At 63.5% G+C, this 13,577-nt stretch carries 12 protein-coding genes; 9 read left to right on the top strand and 3 right to left on the bottom strand.

Going from position 1 to position 13,577, the window contains the following annotated elements:
• Positions 1–70: 70 nt before the first annotated feature.
• Positions 71–1,828: a monovalent cation:proton antiporter-2 (CPA2) family protein gene (locus LCW13_RS06355; protein ID WP_107335164.1), complete on the top strand. Its 1,758-nt coding sequence runs from the start codon at positions 71–73 to the stop codon at positions 1,826–1,828.
• A 144-nt stretch (positions 1,829–1,972) separates the two neighbouring features.
• On the opposite strand, the gene LCW13_RS06350 is transcribed toward LCW13_RS06355, so the two are convergent.
• On the bottom strand, positions 1,973–2,872 hold the full coding sequence (locus LCW13_RS06350) for a DMT family transporter (protein ID WP_131431689.1): 900 nt from the start codon (positions 2,870–2,872) through the stop codon (positions 1,973–1,975).
• Positions 2,873–2,988: 116 nt separating this feature from the next.
• Here LCW13_RS06350 and LCW13_RS06345 point away from each other — a divergent pair, with 116 nt between their 5' ends.
• Entirely contained in the window at positions 2,989–3,771 is a 783-nt protein-coding gene (locus tag LCW13_RS06345; RefSeq protein WP_043335032.1) for a VOC family protein, read from the top strand.
• 462 nt (positions 3,772–4,233) lie between these two features.
• Here the strand turns inward: LCW13_RS06345 and nhaD are convergent, their stop codons facing one another.
• Positions 4,234–5,523, bottom strand: coding sequence for a sodium:proton antiporter NhaD (gene nhaD / locus LCW13_RS06340; RefSeq protein WP_213114316.1), 1,290 nt, complete (start codon positions 5,521–5,523; stop codon positions 4,234–4,236).
• Positions 5,524–5,794: 271 nt separating this feature from the next.
• On the opposite strand from nhaD, the gene LCW13_RS06335 reads away from it, so the two are divergent.
• The 5 genes from LCW13_RS06335 (at position 5,795) to LCW13_RS06315 (ending at position 10,452) form a co-directional block, all read left to right on the top strand.
• On the top strand, positions 5,795–6,697 hold the full coding sequence (locus tag LCW13_RS06335) for an acyltransferase (RefSeq protein WP_043335030.1): 903 nt from the start codon (positions 5,795–5,797) through the stop codon (positions 6,695–6,697).
• A complete protein-coding gene (locus tag LCW13_RS06330) occupies positions 6,687–7,640 on the top strand; it encodes a LysM peptidoglycan-binding domain-containing protein (RefSeq protein WP_225347832.1) in 954 nt (317 codons plus the stop codon). Before LCW13_RS06335 ends, LCW13_RS06330 begins: the two co-directional genes overlap by 11 nt.
• A gap of 236 nt (positions 7,641–7,876) precedes the next feature.
• On the top strand, positions 7,877–9,034 hold the full coding sequence (locus LCW13_RS06325; RefSeq protein WP_043335027.1) for a glycosyltransferase family 4 protein: 1,158 nt from the start codon (positions 7,877–7,879) through the stop codon (positions 9,032–9,034).
• Positions 9,006–9,557: a phosphatase PAP2 family protein gene (locus tag LCW13_RS06320; RefSeq protein ID WP_043335024.1), complete on the top strand. Its 552-nt coding sequence runs from the start codon at positions 9,006–9,008 to the stop codon at positions 9,555–9,557. Before LCW13_RS06325 ends, LCW13_RS06320 begins: the two co-directional genes overlap by 29 nt.
• An 85-nt stretch (positions 9,558–9,642) precedes the next feature.
• Positions 9,643–10,452 (top strand): alpha-ketoglutarate-dependent dioxygenase AlkB family protein, encoded by an 810-nt coding sequence (locus LCW13_RS06315; RefSeq protein WP_225347831.1) that lies wholly within the window; start codon positions 9,643–9,645, stop codon positions 10,450–10,452.
• Positions 10,453–10,584: 132 nt separating this feature from the next.
• Here the strand turns inward: LCW13_RS06315 and LCW13_RS06310 are convergent, their stop codons facing one another.
• The gene (locus tag LCW13_RS06310) at positions 10,585–11,481 is read right to left on the bottom strand and encodes a LysR family transcriptional regulator (protein WP_043334482.1); all 897 of its coding nucleotides are present in this window, start codon (positions 11,479–11,481) and stop codon (positions 10,585–10,587) included.
• A 385-nt stretch (positions 11,482–11,866) separates the two neighbouring features.
• Here LCW13_RS06310 and LCW13_RS06305 point away from each other — a divergent pair, with 385 nt between their 5' ends.
• Both LCW13_RS06305 and LCW13_RS06300 read left to right on the top strand, forming a co-directional pair.
• Positions 11,867–12,568, top strand: a complete 702-nt coding sequence (locus tag LCW13_RS06305; protein WP_043334485.1) for a CoA transferase subunit A — start codon at positions 11,867–11,869, stop codon at positions 12,566–12,568.
• Between the two features lie 127 nt (positions 12,569–12,695).
• A complete protein-coding gene (locus LCW13_RS06300; protein ID WP_043334487.1) occupies positions 12,696–13,358 on the top strand; it encodes a 3-oxoacid CoA-transferase subunit B in 663 nt (220 codons plus the stop codon).
• The last annotated feature ends 219 nt before the right edge of the window (positions 13,359–13,577 follow it).

Below are 13,577 nucleotides of genomic sequence, written 5' to 3'. Positions count from 1 at the left end.
GCTTGCGACAAAAGGAGGGGGCAGCGACAATCGCTGCCTTCTCCGCCCGTGTATGCACAAGGACACGCACATGAACATGTTGATGGAAGGCGCCGTGCTGCTGGGGTGCGCGGTGGTTGCCGTGCCACTTTTCCAGCGTCTGGGCCTCGGCTCCATCCTGGGCTATCTGGCCATCGGGGTACTGCTGGGTCCGTCGTTGATCGGTTTCATCTCGGAGCCTGGCGAAGTGCTGCACTTCGCCGAATTCGGGGTCGTCATGCTGCTGTTCATGATCGGACTGGAACTGGAGCCCAAGCGCCTGTGGGACATGCGCCTCAAGCTTGCGGGCCTGGGCAGCGCCCAGATGCTGCTGTGCGGCGCCCTGCTCACCCCTGTCGGCCTGTGGCTGGGGCTGGAATTGCCCGCCGCCGTGTTGCTGGGCCTGATTCTGGCGCTGTCCTCGACCGCCTTCGCGCTGCAGGTATTGAGCGAGAATCAGCAGCTGGCGACGCCGCACGGCCAGTCGACCTTCGCCATCCTGCTGTTCCAGGACCTGGCGGTGATCCCGCTGCTGGCCCTGATGCCGCTGTTCGCTGACAACTTCGATGCCTCCACCGGCACCAACTGGATCGGCATCGCCAAGGGCATCGGCATGATCGCGGCGGTCATCATCGTCGGGCGCCTTGTCGTGCCGCGCCTGCTCAAGATGGTCGCGCGCAGCGAGATCCACGAGATCTTCACCGCCGCGGCCTTGTTCGTGGTGATCAGCACGGCGCTGCTGATGGAATGGGTGGGGCTGTCCATGGCCCTGGGCGCCTTCCTGGCCGGGGTACTGCTGGCCGATACCGTCTACCGTCACGAGCTGGAAGCCAACATCGAGCCCTTCAAGGGGCTGCTGCTGGGGCTGTTCTTCATGGCCGTGGGCATGTCGGTCGACGTGTCGCTGGTGATGGAGCGTCCGCTGACCGTGCTGGCGCTGACGCTGGCGCTGATGTTCGGCAAGGTCATCGTCATCACGCTGGTCGGACGCGTCGCACGCCTCAAGATGGCCGAGGCCCTGCCGCTGGCCGCGGTCCTGTCACAGGGGGGTGAGTTCGACTTCGTGCTGTTGACCGCCGGCATGGCCGCCGGCATCTTCGATCAGACCCTCACCAGCCTGGTGATCAGTGCGGTGACCCTGTCGATGGCTGCCACGCCCTTCCTCTATCGCTATGCCCGCCACCTCGGCGCCACCAGCGAAGCCAAGCGCCCCTATGACGAGGACTTCGGTGAGGAAACGCCGCAGGTGGTGATCGCCGGCTTCGGCCGCTTCGGCCAGATCAGCGCGCGCATGCTCAAGAGCCAGGGCATCAACTTCACCGCGCTTGACCCCAATATCACCCAGGTCGAGTTCGTGCGTCAGTTCGGGTCGCGCATCTTCTACGCCGATGCCAGCCGCGCCGAATTGCTGCGGGCGGCGGGTGCCGAGCAGGCCAGGATCATGCTGGTGGCGGTCGATGATGCCGAGACCTCGACAGGCATAGTGCGCATGGTGCGCCATCAATTCCCGCACCTGAAGCTGTTCGTGCGTGCCCGTAACCGCCACCACGCCTGGGAGCTGATGGAACTGGGCGTGGAGCACGTGATTCGTGACACCTACGCCAGCAGCCTGGAGATGGGCGGAGAACTGCTGGTGGCGATGGGCTATCCCAGTGCTCGCGCGGCGGAAGTGGCGCGTGCGTTCCGGGAAATGGATGACAACATGCTCAAGCAGAACTACGAGCACCGTCACGACCAGAAAGCGCTCGTCAACAGCGAGCAAGCCGCCATGGTCGAGCTCAAGCGCCTGTTCCAGAACAATCAGGACTGACGTCGCACCACTCGTCAGAGCGCTCAGTCGCGCCTGAAAAGACACAAGGGCCGCCCCGGCAGGGGCGGCCCTTGTCGTTGGGGCACTCGGCAACACCTTGCGTGCAGACCCGATTCCTCGAAAGGCGAGCGGCCCGAGTCCTGCTCAGCCCTGCGACAGGCGGCGGGACGTCAGGCGCGCCCGCCACTGCGGGCCGAACAGATAGGCGCACAGCCCGATCACGATCAGCAAGGCCCCAGCGAGCACGCGGCTGGAGATCAGCTCATCATTGAGCACCGCGCCCAGGCTCATGGCGAAGATGGGGGTGATCAAGGTCGCCAGCGCCACCGTACTGGCCGACAGGCGTGACAGCACGAAGTAGTAGCACAGGTAGCCGATCAGCGAGCCGAAGATGCCAAGGTAGAGGATGGCCGCCATCGGCCGCCCCTCCGGCAGGGCCTGCGGCACGCCATCGACGATCAGCGCACACACCAGATAGAGCGGCAGCGAGACCAGCAGCGCACCCTCCGTCTGCACCAGCGGATGCAGCCCTGCCCGTTCGCGCTGCACCAGTACCCCCGAGGCGGCGAAGCAATTGACGGCCAGCAGCATGGTCAAGACTCCCTTCCAGCTGCCCGGCGGCAACGCCAGGGAATCCGAGACCGCGACGGCCAGTCCACTCAATGCCAACGCAAACCCCATCCACTGCAACTTGTCAAGTGGAGCACTTTTCAACCACCAGCGTGCATAAAGCCCTGATAGCAATGGTGCCAGTCCAAACAGTAACGACATGATACCGCTTGGTAACCAGGCCGCAGACAGGTAGGCGAAGTACATGCCACCCCAGATACCCAGAGCGGCTGCCGAGTAGCTGCGCAGTGCCCCACGCGAAAGGTCCATTTTCAGCCCCATCATGCGTAACAATGGGTAACCAAGGCATGCGGCAATTAACATTCTGCCCATCGCCGACCAGGCAGGCAGCCAGCCCGAAGCGCTCCACGAGATGGCCAGCGGTGTCGTCGACCACACCATGAGAACCACGCAATACGCCACCAGCACTGGCATTTTTACTCTCCGATCAAGAAACGCGAAAAAACGGATAATGGCGTTGAATACCCCTTTGCACGACTACCTATAATCGCTCCAGCACTGAGGTCATAGGGGCCGTCCAAGGAGGCATCATGCAACGCAAGGAATTCCAACAGCAGCTATGGCTGGACTTCGTCCATCGCCACCCCGACATCGGGGCGCTGGATATCTGGCCAGACAGCATCAACCCTGAATATCTGATGTTCCTGACGCTGAATCAGGGGCCTTTCAGAAGCGAGAAACTGTTACCCAGCCTGTACCACCAGGGCTATCGCCGCGTGAAACAGTACGCCATGGCCGACCGCGGCCTGCTGGTCGATCTGCTGCTTCCCCCGGATGGTGGCGCTGCCGTCATGCTGGCGGAACTGCAGGCCAACAGCCTGCCGCCGATGCACCGTGACCTGCTCAAGCGCCTGATCAGTCAGAGTCATCGTGATGACTGCAAGGGTCAGAACCTGCTCGCGCCCTGCCGTCCGTGGGACATGCCGGACTGGCCGACCTTCGAGCGCCTGCTCGAGGCCAACCCGCTGGCTGCCTGGCTCTCCGTGATGGGGCCGCGCCTGCACCATGTCGGCTTCAATGCCGAAGAGCTTGGCGAAACGCTGGAAGCGGTCTGCGAGGGCATGCTGGCCTACGGCATGGCACCGCAGACCGGGCGCCATCATGCGGTACTGCCCATCAATCCCAAGCTGCAGTATCACTACTACCCGGCCCACGCCCAGCGCATGGTGTTCGCGGACGGTGACGAGCATATGGTGGTGCTGGGCGGCATCGCCCTGCTGGCGACGGCACCGGTGACGACTCAGCAAGAAGGAAAACAGCGTCCCGCAGAACAACTGCTGCCGGAACATACGCTGTGCCAGCTCAGCGCGTAATGGCCTCTTGGCAGCACTGCGCAATGAGATGAGTCGCATTCAGCCCCCTGCGCATGCGTAGGGGGCTCTTGTGTTCAGAGAGTGACATGACCTGTCATGCCATACCCTTCACACCCTCTCTTGCCATCACTCTTCATGGCATCACCTCATGATGTCATCACTGCACGACTCGCCGCTTCCCCCGCCGCTTTCCCCCGCCATGCCTGCGCCTTGTGCCTGATCCTCTAAACCTAACGTCGCAGACAGGTTATCAACAGAAGCTGTGGAAAAAGCTGTGAAGAATCTCTGTACATCTAGGTATCGCCATCGAGATCAGGCGAGCGCAGACAGATTGATCAAAAAATGATCAGCCGACCGCAAACAGCGCCAATTCCCCTTCCGACCACGCATCTGGCAGTGCATCAGACGGCCACTGTGGCAGCGGCTGTGGCCGTAGTGAACACCCCCCCAGCACCCCTCAAATCAGCCTAGAGACGAGAGCGCCAATGTCACTGGCGTATTCGTGATCTGCCCGCCCAGCCAGTATGCCCCCAGATAGCCCACGCTGTAGGCCAGTAACAACGCCGGGAAGAAGCGCAGATAACTCATGAAGCTCACCTCACGCACCTTGGAAAGCGCGATCACCCCGGCGGCGGAGCCAATCACCAGCAGTGAGCCACCCACACCTGCGGCATAGGTCAGCGCCAGCCACTCGGCATCGTTCATGCTGACATCCGCCTTGAGCACTGCAGCGGTCAGCGGCACGTTGTCCACCAACGCCGAGAGCAGCCCGACCAGATAATTGGCCTGCATCGCCGGCATCAGGGCATAGAGCTGTGCCAGGCCTTCCAGCAGACGAGCTTCCTTGAGCGCCCCGACCATCAGCAGGATGCCGAGGAAGAATAGCAATGTATCGAATTCGATAATACGAATGTAATCAAGTATGCGGCGCTCTTCGCTGTCGCTGCGCCGTTCGGCGACATGTCCAAGCAGGAACATCAACGACATCCCGAACAGGAAGGTCAGCAGCGGCGGCACGCCAAACAGCACGTTGAGCCCGAGGGTCGACAGGATGGTGGCCAGAAACAGCCAGGCGACCAGACGATCAAGACGCCGGGTCTCGCGTGGCTCGCGCACCAGGTTCACCTCGCCTCCCAGCCCGGGCAGCAGTAGCGTCGCCAGCAGCATCACGCTGAGGAAGGACGGCAGCGCCAGCAGCATCAGCTCGCTGATGCGCACCTTGCCCGCCAGGAAGATCATCAGCGTGGTCACGTCCCCGGTGATCAGCGCCACGCCGCCGGAGTTGACGGCAAATACCGCCAGCACCGCAAAGCGCAGCGTCTTCTTCGGCGCCAGGCCCAGCGACAGCACCAGGGTCAGCGATACCAGCGTCGCGGTGATGTTGTCGGCCAGCGATGAAAAGGCGAAGGCAAAGAGTCCCGTCAGATACAGCAGGCCGCGCTCCCCGATGCGTTTCGGCAGCAGGCGGTAGATCAGATTGGCGATCAGCCCCTTGGCATTGAGAAAGGCCACGAAGGTCATCGCCGCCATCAGAAACAGCCACAAGGTGGCGATCTCGAGCAGGTTCTCGTTCAAGGCCTCGGGGACATCATCCACCGCCAGGGCCGCGGGGCCGAAGATGAACAGCAGCAACCAGCTGAAGGTGCCCAGCAACAAGGTCGTCTTGGCCTTGTTGAGATGGATCACATCCTCTATGGCAATCAACACGAAGGCGGCCAGCGCCAGCCCGATCAACAGTCCCTGCAACCACATGCCACTCTCACTCCCTGAGATATCGTCGCGCAGCGGCGGCGATGATTGACGGTGCCCGGCGTGACTTCAACGTGAACCCTGCCACGACCTTTCCCTTGCACCGACCCGTCACACGACCGGCAATGCATCTCATCACAGCTGCGTGCGCCCCGCCATTCGACCTGAGGGGCGTTCGCTTCGTGCAACGCAGGGTTGCCATCCCCCACGCAAGCGGGGTGGGCATCCACTCTTGGGTGAATTACGATGGCGCCACCTGATGAAGGAGTCATGCATGTCGAGTATCAGAGGTGTCATCAGCCTTGTCTTTCTGATCATCAATACCCTGTGCTGGGCGCTGCCGCTTTACCTGCTGGCCGCACTCAAGCTGATCACGCCATCGCGCCGCCTGCAGTTGCACATGTTGGAGGGGCTCAACCGCCTCGCCATGGGCTGGATCGGCACCAACAACCTGTGGATTCGCCATGTGCTGCGTCCGCGCTGGGACATCCACGTGCCGCCATCGCTACGCGATGGGTCTGCCCGACGTCGCTGGTGGCTGGTGATCGCCAATCATCGCAGCTGGACTGACATCTTCGTTCTCCAGTACGCCCTGCACCGTCGTACGCCGATGCCCAAGTTCTTCCTCAAGCAGGAGCTCATCTGGGTACCGGTGATCGGCCTTGCCTGGTGGGCGTTGGAATTCCCGTTCATGCGCCGTTACAGCCAGCAGAAACTGGCCAGCAATCCGCGGCTCGCCGAGCGTGATCGCGAAGCGACGCGACGCATGTGCGAGCGCTCACGCCAGGCGCCGATGGCGATCTTCAACTTCGTGGAAGGCACTCGCTTCACGCCCGCCAAGCACAACCAGCAGCAAAGCCCTTTCCAGCACCTGCTCAAGCCGCGTGCCGGCGGCAGTGCCCAGGTGATCAACACGCTTGGCGATCGACTTTCCGGTATTCTGGATGCCACCCTCGATTACCGACATGCCGATGCCAGTTTCTGGCAGTTCCTGTGCGGTCACGGGGGCGACATCACGCTCGTCATCACTCAGCGGCCCTTGGAGCCCTGGATGCTGGACGGCAACTATCATGCGGACGCCGCCTATCGCGAGCGCTTCCAGCAATGGCTCAATCAGGTCTGGAAGGACAAGGATGCCCGACTGTCACGTGCAGGGAATGACATTGATGAACACTGAATACGGCCTGAATGCCGCGGACTTCTCGGCACGAGCGCAGGCCGAACCTGACGTGAACCGTCCACTTCTGCAGCGTGTTGGCGTCGCGCTGCGCTGGCTGGCGCTGATCTGTCTCGGCCTGTGGCTGAGCGGCTGCGCGACCGGCAGCTATTCCGGCTCGCCGGCCGGCCAGTGGGTCACCATCCAGAAGGGCGATACCCTGGGGCAGATCGCACGCGATGCCGACATTCCCCTGCTGCGCCTCACGCGCTTCAATCCGGGCGTCAAGATTCGTGACCTCAAGGTCGGTCAGCGCATCCTGGTGCCCACCGCGCGTGAGCGGGCGCCCTCCGGCGGCCCGTATCGCTATCAGCTGCGCCCCGGCGATACCTACTCCAAGGTCGGTCGCTATTTCGGTGCCAGCCCGCAGCGCATTCAGGCCGCCAACCCCGGCAAGGACCCCAATGATCTCGATGTCGGCATGCTGATCTCGGTGCCGCTTAACGGTGGCCCGAGCCGCAGCGCCCCGGCCGCGCGCGCCAGCGGTGGCAGCCTGGTCGCCCGCCCGGACCCCGGCCCGCTGCAGAAGCCGGGCCAGTCATGGCGCTGGCCTGCCGCCGGCAGCGTGACGCGTGAATTCGGCACCAACGGCAATGGCCAGCTGGCGCCCATGCAGATTCGTACCGCCGCCAGCGGCATCGCCAGTGCACCGGCGCGGGGCGAAGTGCGCTTCGCCGACTCCATGCGCCAACTGGGCAACGTGGTCATCCTGCACCACTCCGGCAACCTGCAGAGCGTGCTGGCCCAATGCGGCGAGATTCTGGTCAAGGTGGGTCAGCAGGTCACTCCGGGCACGCCGCTTTGTCGCGTCGCACGCGGCAACAACGGTCAGCATGAATTGCTGTTCGATGTGCGCCACGGCGGCAAGCCGATCGACCCGCGCGAGATTCTCGAGAAGCGCTGAACCAGCGTTGCTTCACGGCGCCAGCCCGACATGGCGCCACCTCCAATCCCCGCCAGATGACGACAGCGCCGGTGCCACGCCGGTGACTGTCGTCCTTGCTTGACGATTCATGAGACAACCCTCATACCTCTGAGTTGTGAGGGGTTGAGGGTGTGTCATCGCTTCGTCACCTGCTTGTTATGCCGCCGTCACTCCCTCTCTCGATAATGACCACAATAGTCATCTAGGGAGACGTCATGGAGCGCATTGCCTTCGTCAGTGAAACCTGGCATCCGGAGATCAATGGCGTGGCTCATACCTTGAGTCATCTGTGCGATCAACTCATCGCACGCGGCTGTGAGCTCCAACTCATTCGCCCCGCCACCCGAGATGGCAGCCTGGAGCCGCGTGTCCAGCAGGAGCTTCAGGTACGCGGCTTCCGCCTGCCCGGATATGACACCGTGCAGGTCGGCGTGCCGGCGCCGCAGCGCCTGATGCGCATGTGGCGCGAGCATCGCCCCTCCGTCGTCTATATCGCCACCGAAGGCCCGCTGGGCATCAGCGCGCTGATGGTCGCCCGCCGTCTGGGCCTGCCGGTGGTCGCGGGCTTCCATACCAATTTCGATCAATACAGCACCCACTACCGGCTCAAGGCGCTACGCCCGCTGGTACGGCGCGGCCTGCGCCGCTTCCACAACGCCGCCAACATGACGCTGGTACCGACCCGCACCCAGGCAGACAGCCTGATGCAGCAAGGCTTCGAGCATGTGCAGGTGGTGGGACGCGGCCTGGATTGCGAGCGCTTCTCGCCCAGTCATCGCAGCGAAGCATTGCGCAAGTCATGGGGCGTCAGCTCACAGCAACCCGTCGCGCTGCACGTCGGGCGCCTGGCCGCCGAGAAGAACATCGAGCTGCTGATCCGCACCTATGAGGCCATGCTGGCCGTGCAACCGGACCTCGCCCTGGTGCTGGTCGGAGACGGCCCGCTGCGCGAGCGTCTGGAGCAGCGCCTGCCCGAGGCGATCTTCGCCGGCTTCCAGACCGGTGAGGCGCTGGCCGCCCATTACGCCAGTGCCGACCTGTTCGTCTTCCCGTCACTGTCGGAGACCTTCGGCAATGTGGTGCTGGAAGCCATGGCCAGCGGACTGGCCGTGATCGCCTTCGATTACGCGGCGGCCGCCGAGGTGATCCGCGATGATCACCAGGGCCTGCTGGCGCCCTGCAGCCAGCCGGAGCGCTTCATCGAACAGGCGGTGGAGGCCTGCCAGCGGCCGGCCCGCATCGCCAGACTGGGACGTGCCGCCCGCGTGCGCGTCGAACCATTGGGCTGGAGCCGCATCGCCGAGGGCTTTCTGACCTGCCTGCGTCACGCCGAGGAGAAGCCCGATGCACGATCGCAGCCTTCCCGTCTTTGAGCGACTGGACCTTCTGGAGTGGCGCCTGTGCCGCCAGGTCGCGCGCCTGGCGCTGTTCCGGCCGATACTCACCCTGTTTCGTATCGTCTCGCGCCTGGGTGACTGGCCGGTGTGGGCGCTGCTGACGCTGAGCCTGCCGCTGCACCATGCCATGGGCGGCTGGCTGTTTCTGGAATTCGGCCTGGCGGCTGGTGCCGGGGCACTGCTCTACCGCGCGCTCAAGACACGGCTGTGTCGGGAACGCCCGTTCATCACTTTCAATACCATCAACTGCACCATGCCGCCGCTGGACCGCTACAGCTTTCCCAGCGGTCACACCCTGCATGCTGCCCTCTTCGCCAGCCTGACCGCTCAGCAGCTGCCGGAGCTTGCCATCCTCGTCACACCGCTGGCACTGCTGATCGCGCTTTCCCGGGTGATCCTTGGCCTGCATTACGTCAGTGATGTGCTGGCCGGCGCGCTGCTGGGGCTGGGCCTTGCCGAGGTGGCCATCCTGACCTTCGAGGCGCTGCTGACGACCTGATGCTCGCGAGTCATGCGTCAGCCCGGGGTCGGCGCGAATCGAGAGCCACTTGCCCAACCTGACGCGGCTCTGGCACTCTCGCCGCATGACGACTCCTTCTGCTGGCGACGACCTCTTCGCCGCCCTCACGACCTCTGATTCGACGTCCGCGGCTGATGGGGCTGCGCGCCAGGCGGCGGCGGATGGCTCGGCCCTGGCAGCTCGCCCGCGCGAACTGCCCGAGGACTGGCTCGACCTCGCGCACGGCTGGTACCGCCACCCCCTGCATCCGCTGTATCTCAAGCCGCGCGCCCTGACGCCGCTGCAGGCCGATCAGGCCCTCGTCACGCTGGAGGGCGATCTCGACTGGCAGCGCCCCAGCCTGAGCGTGCATGGCAAGACGCACCCGATTCCACGCCGTCAGGTGTGGATGGGCGATGTCGGCGCCCGCTATCGCTACTCCGGCAGTCTGTTCGAACCCAACCCCTGGCACATGACCGCCTGGCAGCTGGGCGAGCTGTCGCGTCATGCCATCAATCACGAGCTCAGCCCGCAACGCGATGACCTGGGGCGCAACGAGCCCGTGATCCCGGAGCATTTCAACAGCCTGCTGGCCAATCGCTACGCCGATGGCGCCGACCGCATGGGCTGGCACAGCGACAACGAGCCGGAACTGGGCACTCGCCCGATCGTGCTCGCCATCTCGCTGGGACGAGAGCGCCCCCTGCGCTTCAAGGGCCATCCGCGCAGCCCCTATGCCGACACGCCGGCGTTCAATCTGTGGCTGCCGCACGGCTCGCTGCTGGTGATGGGCCGTGGTTGTCAGGACCGCCTCCATCATGCGCTGCCGCCGCGCAAGCTGGAGGGGCTACGCATCAGCCTGACCTACCGCCAGTTGCTGACGCCCTCGCGCTGAGGTCATCTTTCTTGTGCACTCTGCTTTCTCTCTTCTCGCTCTCCTCTTGCCCTCTTCCTGCTCTCTTCCAGCTCTAACGCCTGCTTTATTGTCCCTTTTTGTTGCCCCTTCCAGCGTCACTGCGCCCCGGACTCAATCCGCCGACGGGTAACGCGCGCGCAGGGTCTCCAGCATCGCCTGTACCGCCACCGACAGCTCATGGCGGCCGCGACGGATCACCCCGACCCGCTGCTGAATCTCGGGGCCTGTCAGCGGCAGACACTGACAACCCAGCGCACTCATCTGCGCCGCGCTCATCGCCGGCACCGCGCTGACGCCCAGACCTTCCGCCACCATGCGACCGCAGGTGACCAGCTGGTGAGTCTCGAAGGCGACATGCAGCGCCATGCCCGCATCCTCGAGGCGCTTCTCGAGCATGCGACGCACCCCCGAGGGCCGCTGCAGCGTGATGAAGTCTTCCTTGAGCAGTCGTGACCACTCGATGGAGGTCGGCGCCTCTGCCAGCAAGGCATGGCCGGGGGGAATGATCGCCACATAGCGGTCCTCGAACAGCAGCTCGAACACCAGGTCCTGCCGCACGCCGGGGTCGAAGCAGATCCCCAGCTCGACGCGGCCATCGGTGACCCGCTCGACCACCTCTTCGGCGATGACATCGTTCACTTCGATGGTGATCTCCGGATATTGGCGGCGAAAATCGGCCAGCACCCCGGGCAGCAGATTGCCGGCGAAGGTCGGCATCGCGGCCAGAGCCACGCGGCCGCGCCCGAGACTGAAGCGCTGGCGCATCTCATCCTCGGCATGCTCCCAGTCCGACAGCAGACGCCTGGCCAGCGGGAAGAAGGCGCGCCCCTCCGGCGTCAGGCTGACCTGTCGGGTCGAGCGCTGAAACAGGCGCCCGCCCAGCGACTCCTCCAGATTCTTGACCGCCAACGACAGGGCCGGCTGCGAGAGATGTACCAGCGTGCCCGCCTCGGCGAAGGACAGCGTGCGCGCCACGGCCACGAAGGCCTTCAGCTGTTTGAGAGTCATGTCGTGTCCTGTCCCGGGGTTGTTTCAAGAGATGTCACAAGAGGTGATGTAGCGCAGTTCGTCGTCTGTTGCTCGCAGAGCAGGCGCTCGCAGGTCAGGCTTGCAGGGCATCTAGGCCATTGGTCATAGATGACAGCCACGAAGCTCTCACATGACTGACCGCTCAGCTCAGGCCATTCCGCCCCGCTACCGCGTCAGCCGCGCCAGTATGGGGTTTGGCAGGCTTTTTCCTCGCGAGCAGGTTCGATAAACAGCAGATCTATTCTTATCAAAAACTGATCAATGGATAGAAAAAACAAACTTATTAAATATATACAGACTCAGGATTGTCGGCAATGATGAAGACATCCCGACAACAACAGCTTGGATACTCAAGGAGATTCGCATGGCAGGATTCAACAAGGTGGTAACCAGCTACGCGGAGGCCATGGCAGGCCTCGAAGATGGCATGACGGTAATCGCCGGTGGCTTCGGCCTGTGTGGTATCCCGGAGAACCTGATTGCAGAGATCAAGCGCCTCGGCGCCAAGGACCTCACCGTGGTATCCAACAACTGCGGCGTCGATGGCTTCGGGCTCGGTATCCTGCTGGAAGACCGTCAGATCAAGACCATGATTGCCTCCTACGTCGGCGAGAATGCGCTGTTCGAGAAGCAGCTGCTCGACGGCGATCTGGAAGTGATCCTCACTCCCCAGGGCACGCTGGCCGAGAAGATGCGTGCTGCCGGCGCCGGTATCCCCGCCTTCTTCACCGCCACCGGTTACGGCACACCGATCGGCGAAGGCAAGGAAGTGCGCGAGTTCGATGGCCGCCCCTACATCCTGGAAGAGTCCATCAAGGGCGACTTCGCCATCGTCAAGGCCTGGAAGGCGGACCGCTACGGCAACGTCGTCTACCGCCATACCGCGCGCAACTTCAACCCGCTGGCCGCCACCGCCGGCAAGATCACCGTGGTCGAAGTCGAAGAGCTGGTCGAGCCGGGGGAACTGGACCCCGCCGACATCCACACGCCCGGCATCTATGTGGATCGCGTCATCAAGGGCAACTTCGAGAAGCGCATCGAGAAACGCACCGTCCGCTCGCGTTGAGCCCAGGGCTCCGCCGGCATGAATCGCCGCCATCAGGGCGACAGGCCCCACGGCGAACTTTCTCGACCGCCTTCACGACACGGCACAGTGCCTCATGGTTGATGGCACCCAAGACAAGGAAACAATCATGGCTTTGACACGCGAACAGATGGCCCAGCGAGTGGCTCAGGAAATCCAGGACGGCTCCTACGTCAATCTGGGAATCGGCATCCCGACACTGGTGGCCAACTATATCCCCGACGGTATCGAGGTGATGCTGCAGTCCGAAAATGGCCTGCTCGGCATGGGTCGCTACCCCTATGAAGACGAAGTCGACGCCGACATGATCAACGCCGGCAAGGAAACCGTGACCGCCATCGATGGCGCCGCCATCTTCGATTCGGCCGAATCCTTCGCCATGATCCGTGGCGGCCACGTCGACCTCACGGTGCTCGGCGCCTTCGAGGTCGACGTGAACGGCAACATCGCCAGCTGGATGATCCCCAACAAGCTGGTCAAGGGCATGGGCGGCGCCATGGACCTGGTCGCCGGTGCCGAGAACATCATCTGCACCATGACCCACGCCTCCAAGCACGGCGAATCCAAGCTGCTCAGCCAGTGCGAACTGCCGCTGACCGGTGCCGGCTGCATCCGTCGCGTGCTGACGGACCTCGCCTTCCTCGAGATCAAGGATGGTGCCTTCCACCTGCTGGAGCGCGCGCCAGGCGTGAGCGTCGAGGAAATCGAGCGCCTGACCGCAGGCAAACTGGTCGTCCCCGAACACGTGCCGGAAATGCAGCTGGACGCCTGAGGCACCTTCTGCCCCCGGGCACTGGCCACCCTCGCGCCGCTTTTGACCTTCGAGCCACTTTTGACTCATGAAACAATTTCGCTCGAGGGTGGCAAAACACGGCCCCGGCATCCCACGGATTTTTGCCGACTCTTTTGAGGAAAATCTCTCATGATGTGATGGGCGCATCACATCCTCTCTCCGAGAGCCTTGATGGCTTCGACGCCATCCGCCGGCAGC

This window comes from Cobetia amphilecti, assembly GCF_020217465.1.
GTDB lineage: Bacteria > Pseudomonadota > Gammaproteobacteria > Pseudomonadales > Halomonadaceae > Cobetia > Cobetia amphilecti.
Note: the sequence above shows the minus strand (reverse complement) of the source record. Positions and strands in the feature narration are given on the sequence as shown.

Bases quoted from the DNA above. Each gene is read 5' to 3' on its own strand.
- LCW13_RS06310 (WP_043334482.1), bottom strand. From the start codon at position 11,481: ATGACTCTCAAACAGCTGAAGGCCTTCGTGGCCGTGGCGCGCACGCTG.
- LCW13_RS06355 (WP_107335164.1), top strand. From the start codon at position 71: ATGAACATGTTGATGGAAGGCGCCGTGCTGCTGGGGTGCGCGGTGGTT.
- LCW13_RS06320 (WP_043335024.1), top strand. From the start codon at position 9,006: ATGCACGATCGCAGCCTTCCCGTCTTTGAGCGACTGGACCTTCTGGAG.
- LCW13_RS06345 (WP_043335032.1), top strand. From the start codon at position 2,989: ATGCAACGCAAGGAATTCCAACAGCAGCTATGGCTGGACTTCGTCCAT.
- LCW13_RS06305 (WP_043334485.1), top strand. From the start codon at position 11,867: ATGGCAGGATTCAACAAGGTGGTAACCAGCTACGCGGAGGCCATGGCA.
- LCW13_RS06330 (WP_225347832.1), top strand. From the start codon at position 6,687: ATGAACACTGAATACGGCCTGAATGCCGCGGACTTCTCGGCACGAGCG.
- LCW13_RS06325 (WP_043335027.1), top strand. From the start codon at position 7,877: ATGGAGCGCATTGCCTTCGTCAGTGAAACCTGGCATCCGGAGATCAAT.
- LCW13_RS06315 (WP_225347831.1), top strand. From the start codon at position 9,643: ATGACGACTCCTTCTGCTGGCGACGACCTCTTCGCCGCCCTCACGACC.
- nhaD (WP_213114316.1), bottom strand. From the start codon at position 5,523: ATGTGGTTGCAGGGACTGTTGATCGGGCTGGCGCTGGCCGCCTTCGTG.
- LCW13_RS06300 (WP_043334487.1), top strand. From the start codon at position 12,696: ATGGCTTTGACACGCGAACAGATGGCCCAGCGAGTGGCTCAGGAAATC.
- LCW13_RS06350 (WP_131431689.1), bottom strand. From the start codon at position 2,872: ATGCCAGTGCTGGTGGCGTATTGCGTGGTTCTCATGGTGTGGTCGACG.
- LCW13_RS06335 (WP_043335030.1), top strand. From the start codon at position 5,795: ATGTCGAGTATCAGAGGTGTCATCAGCCTTGTCTTTCTGATCATCAAT.